The following is a 4,953-nucleotide window of genomic DNA, read 5'->3' on the forward strand; positions in this document are numbered from 1 at the left end:
AACCACCTCCGCAGCCATTTATTGGTGTGGTCTACAGAGGATTATGTCTTTTTAGAGGGGAAAATCCCTAGAACCCCGACTACCTTGGTGATCTCGCCTTTCACGTAGTGAACAAATTCTTCCAACTGATCTGCGCGGGAGGCCAAGCGATCTTCTTCTTGTCCAAGATAAGCCTGTCTAGCTTCAAGTATGACGGGCTGATACTGGGCCGGCAGGCGCTCCATTGCCCAGTCGGCAGCGACATCCTTCGGCGCGATTTTGCCGGTTACTGCGCTGTACCAAATGCGGGACAACGTAAGCACTACATTTCGCTCATCGCCAGCCCAGTCGGGCGGCGAGTTCCATAGCGTTAAGGTTTCATTTAGCGCCTCAAATAGATCCTGTTCAGGAACCGGATCAAAGAGTTCCTCCGCCGCTGGACCTACCAAGGCAACGCTATGTTCTCTTGCTTTTGTCAGCAAGATAGCCAGATCAATGTCGATCGTGGCTGGCTCGAAGATACCTGCAAGAATGTCATTGCGCTGCCATTCTCCAAATTGCAGTTCGCGCTTAGCTGGATAACGCCACGGAATGATGTCGTCGTGCACAACAATGGTGACTTCTACAGCGCGGAGAATCTCGCTCTCTCCAGGGGAAGCCGAAGTTTCCAAAAGGTCGTTGATCAAAGCTCGCCGCGTTGTTTCATCAAGCCTTACGGTCACCGTAACCAGCAAATCAATATCACTGTGTGGCTTCAGGCCGCCATCCACTGCGGAGCCGTACAAATGTACGGCCAGCAACGTCGGTTCGAGATGGCGCTCGATGACGCCAACTACCTCTGATAGTTGAGTCGATACTTCGGCGATCACCGCTTCCCTCATGATGTTTAACGCCGCCATAAGTTGCGGCTTTGTAGTTGATTGTTTTGTGGTAGCGTAGCGTTAAGCCACAAAACAAGCGACGGAAAAGCCGTCAACTTGATGGCCTTGTTAGCCTTATCAGCGCGACTGTGATGTATAAACGTCAAAAATTGAACGACCAATTTTAACAATCGCATCATTTCGCTCTGCCATTGAAGCCTGTGTTTGAGCTAGATAGATGCTCACAATAATTGGGGCTTGATGCTCACTCCACACAACTGCTGTAATACTCCGAGCACCAAATCCGCCAGCACCTGAACGATCCGCAATGTTCCATCCCGCCGGCAATACTGAACGTAGTAAATTACCAGTGACTTGATTGTTCACCATCCAAGACTCTAATTTTTTTTTGTTCATTTCAGATAGCGCTGAACCAAATAAAAATTTATTCAAAGTACTGGCTATTGCCTTAGGAGTTGTCGTATCCCTCAAATCACCGAGCTTACCTTCATTTAAATCAGGCTCAATACGGTCTAGACGAGTCTCTTTGTCCCCAATTTGTCTTAAAAAATCAGTAACGCCTTTGGAGCCACCTACAGCACTTAGGATGATATTTGCCGCAGTATTATCACTTGTAGTCATAGTTGCGAAGCACGCATCATCGAGTGTGATTGCCTGCCCTACTTGCTTTTCTATTACAGGGGAATAGGTCACAAGATCTGCTTTCTTAATCTCGACTGTACTATTGGGATTAACTTTTCCTTGCTCAGCATCATATAGTAATTTAGCGCAAGCTATTGTTTTAAAAGTACTTGTCAACGGGAAGCGCTGATTGCCATTGTAATCCCAGTATTCTCCATTTTGAGTATCAAGAACGGAAACACCTATACGAGCAGAAAGAGAAACTTCAATTGCCTTAACGTCTTGTTCAACTTGCCGAAACTTTGAACTACTTGCAAAAGCATAAAAGATACGCTATTCTTAGCATTTGCTCCATGTCTCAATGCATTAAAAGATTACAAACGCATATAAGGTTACTTAAGATAAATGTCTCTACTTAGTCGCTATGAACAACTTAATTTGATTCAATGTAATAGACGTTACAAGCTCATAATTGCACATTTTTAATGACGTTCAGAGGTCGTCAATAATGAATTTTCTGATAAAAAATATTCTGCTCATTACTCTTTTTGTTCCTTTTGTAACAGCAGCAAACAATACAGACACTAAAACGCTGGAGGTTAAACAATTAACCGATAATATCTATCAGCATATCTCATATAAACATGTTGAGCCTTGGGGGTTTATTGGCGCGTCTGGCTTAATTGTAGTCGATGGAGATGCGGCATACCTGATTGACACTCCTTGGACGACCAAAGCAACCAATCAACTTATTGAATGGATTGAAGATAGAGGTCTCGTACTAAAAAGCGCAATAGTAACTCACTTTCATGAAGATGCGAGTGGTGATTTACCACTTTTAAATGATTTAAAAGTTAACACTTATGCCACTTCACTCACTAATCAACTTCTTAAACTCAATAACAAAGAAATTTCGAATACTGAAATATCGAGCAATGAACTCAAAATTTTCAACGGCATTGCGACAGTGTATTATCCTGGCCCAGGCCATACTGAAGATAACATCGTTGTTTGGTTACCGAATGAAAAGCTATTATTTGGCGGTTGCTTTGTTAAAAGCCTCCGTAATAAAAGTCTAGGTTACACTGGAGATGCAAATATAGGCGAATGGTCGAACTCTATTCAAAGAGTGCTGCAACGCTATCCAGATATAGTCACTGTAGTGCCTGGGCATGGTCAGGTTGGAGACGTTAGTTTACTCCTTCATACACAAAAATTAGCATCATCCGATAAGACTTCTGACAAATAGACAAATAAAGCAAAGGAAAAATAGTGGAGCTAAGAGGTAGTAGAATAAAACTATCACCATTTGATAGTTCAGATAGACAGTTGTTCATAGAAATATCAATGTGCCCCATTATGATGGAGCATGTGTATGAGCCTCTAACTTATCAAGAAGCTGTGGCAGCGTTTGAGTTAAAATCTCAATCTTGGCAGTTTGAAAGTGATCACTGGCTTTCATTTGGTATTGAGGACATATCATCAGGAGAAAAGCTGGGCAGTATTGGATTGAAGGTCATTAATCACAAGGCGCGAATAGCCGAAGTAGGTTACATGATTAAGCAAAGTGCTCAAGGCAGGGGAATTGCTGGAGAAGCTTTAACATTAATTAAGCAATTTGGGTATAGGAAGTATAAACCACCTTTTTGCTCCTCATCCGAAGTATCTTACCTGAAATTCCCTCACTCGTTTACCGCTCAAGCCCCAATTTTAACTGCCGGTCCAGCCTAAACCGCTCTAATAAGGTTCGATTTGGCGGTAAAATCTCTAGCCTGATAGCTCGAGAGATACAAACTGCCCCACCGCCCCGTTTAAAAGTTGGCAGTGTTGAGCAGTGTTGGATTTGGGGTCGTCAGTCAAAGAGACGACTCTGTGATGGATCGAACAGGCTGGGAGTCAGTGGCGGCGCTCGTTCTGGTGGCAGCTCACGCTGCTTGGCGGCATTCGCCTTGGCTGTTTTCTGTTTCAGATGCTTGAGAATCTGCTCAATGACCTTCGGATCTTCGATGCTGGCAATCACTTTGACGTGACCGCCGCAGTGTTCGCAGACTTCAATATCAATATTGAAGACTCGCTTGAGGCGTTGCATCCAGGTCATGGCGCGGTGGCGCTCTGCAGGACTCTTGTCACGCCAGTTAGTATCGAGACCTTCCGATTTGTCGGGCTTCTTGCCCCGCTTGGCGGGTGTTACTTGAACTCGGTGTTTGCTGTTCGGTGCAAAGACGCCGTGGAAGCGTGTGAGGTTGACTCGCGGCTTAGGTACCAACGCAGCGAGTTTGGCGATGAAGTCCAGCGGCTCGAAGATCACATGGGTGGTGCCATTGCGGTACGGAGTTTTGAGCTCGTAACGCACCTGCCCATTGGCGGTTAATGCCAGACGTTTTTCTGAAACCGCTGGCCGACTAATGTAGCGACACAAGCGCTCAAGCTTATCCCGCTGATGCGCTTCGGCCATCACACCGGCGTGTAGCGAGAAACCAGCATGGTTGGCTACTCGACTGCTTGAGTCGGCTTTATCCTCACGCCCTGGCAAGGTTTGCAGGGTGAAGACTTTGCGCCCTTGCTGGGGGCCGACGGCAATGCGATACGTAACCGAAGCACCATGTAATTGAGTCAGCGTATCGTCTTCGCCCTCTTCCAGTGTCAACCACGTATTCTCGGCATCACGCTCCAAAATCCCACGCTTTTCCATGCAGCGAGCGATGCGATGGCTGAGGGTGTGAGCGAGCGTATTCAGCTCATCGTAAGTGGGTGCCTTGACACGATGGAAGCGTTGCTTGCCATAGTCATCTTCGGCATAGACACCATCGAGAAACAGCATGTGGTAGTGGACATTGAGATTTAGCGCGGAGCCAAAGCGTTGGATAAGAGTCACTGAGCCAGTTTGTGCAGAGGCTTTGGTGTAACCGGCTTTTTTGATCAGATGAGTTGAGAGTGTACGATAGACGATACTCAAGACCTGGCCCATCAGCTGGGGATGGCGAGCCAGCAAAAAGCGTAGCTGGAAAGGAAAGCTGAGCACCCACTGGCGAATGGGCTCCTTGGGGAAGACTTCGTCTATCAGCAGCGCCGCACTCTCGGCCATCCGGCGGGCACCGCAGCTAGGGCAAAAGCCGCGTCGTTTACAGCTGAAGGCGACCAGACGCTCGTGATGACAATCCTCGCAGCGAACCCGCATGAAACCATACTCCAGACGGCCACATTGGAGGAGGTCGTTGAATTCTTGTTGGATGTAGCGAGGCAGGTGTTGACCTTGGGCTTCGAGTGAGGCTTTGAAGGCTGGGTAGTGCTGCTCAACCAGCTGGTAGAGCAGCGTCTGGTCGGGTTGGTGGCGTTCGTAACCGTTTGTTTGAGTGGGCGATTGACTCGCCGTGGCGTTCCTTGCCAGCGACATGGGGGTTCTAGGGATTTTCCCCTCTAAAAAGACTTAATCCTCTGTAGACCACACCAATAAATGGCTGCGGAGGTGGGT

At 47.1% G+C, this 4,953-nt stretch carries 5 protein-coding genes; 2 read left to right on the top strand and 3 right to left on the bottom strand.

Features of this window, described 5'->3' with window-relative positions; all coding sequences use genetic code 11:
• Positions 1-41: 41 nt before the first annotated feature.
• Both aadA1 and blaPSE read right to left on the bottom strand, forming a co-directional pair.
• The gene (gene aadA1 / locus R7Q41_RS23610; RefSeq protein WP_181726426.1) at positions 42-860 is read right to left on the bottom strand and encodes an ANT(3'')-Ia family aminoglycoside nucleotidyltransferase AadA1; all 819 of its coding nucleotides are present in this window, start codon (positions 858-860) and stop codon (positions 42-44) included.
• A gap of 117 nt (positions 861-977) precedes the next feature.
• A complete protein-coding gene (gene blaPSE, locus R7Q41_RS23615; protein ID WP_181726425.1) occupies positions 978-1,811 on the bottom strand; it encodes a PSE family carbenicillin-hydrolyzing class A beta-lactamase in 834 nt (277 codons plus the stop codon).
• Between the two features lie 178 nt (positions 1,812-1,989).
• Here blaPSE and R7Q41_RS23620 point away from each other — a divergent pair, with 178 nt between their 5' ends.
• Both R7Q41_RS23620 and R7Q41_RS23625 read left to right on the top strand, forming a co-directional pair.
• The gene (locus R7Q41_RS23620; RefSeq protein WP_181726415.1) at positions 1,990-2,730 is read left to right on the top strand and encodes a subclass B1 metallo-beta-lactamase VAM-1; all 741 of its coding nucleotides are present in this window, start codon (positions 1,990-1,992) and stop codon (positions 2,728-2,730) included.
• 23 nt (positions 2,731-2,753) lie between these two features.
• Positions 2,754-3,212 (top strand): GNAT family N-acetyltransferase, encoded by a 459-nt coding sequence (locus R7Q41_RS23625; protein ID WP_181726414.1) that lies wholly within the window; start codon positions 2,754-2,756, stop codon positions 3,210-3,212.
• 121 nt (positions 3,213-3,333) lie between these two features.
• Here the strand turns inward: R7Q41_RS23625 and R7Q41_RS23630 are convergent, their stop codons facing one another.
• Positions 3,334-4,875, bottom strand: a complete 1,542-nt coding sequence (locus R7Q41_RS23630) for an IS91-like element ISCR1 family transposase (protein ID WP_000050481.1) — start codon at positions 4,873-4,875, stop codon at positions 3,334-3,336.
• Between the last annotated feature and the right edge of the window lie 78 nt (positions 4,876-4,953).

It is taken from the genome of Vibrio sp. 2096 (assembly GCF_033339595.1).
In the GTDB taxonomy this organism is placed as follows: Bacteria; Pseudomonadota; Gammaproteobacteria; order Enterobacterales; family Vibrionaceae; genus Vibrio; species Vibrio alginolyticus.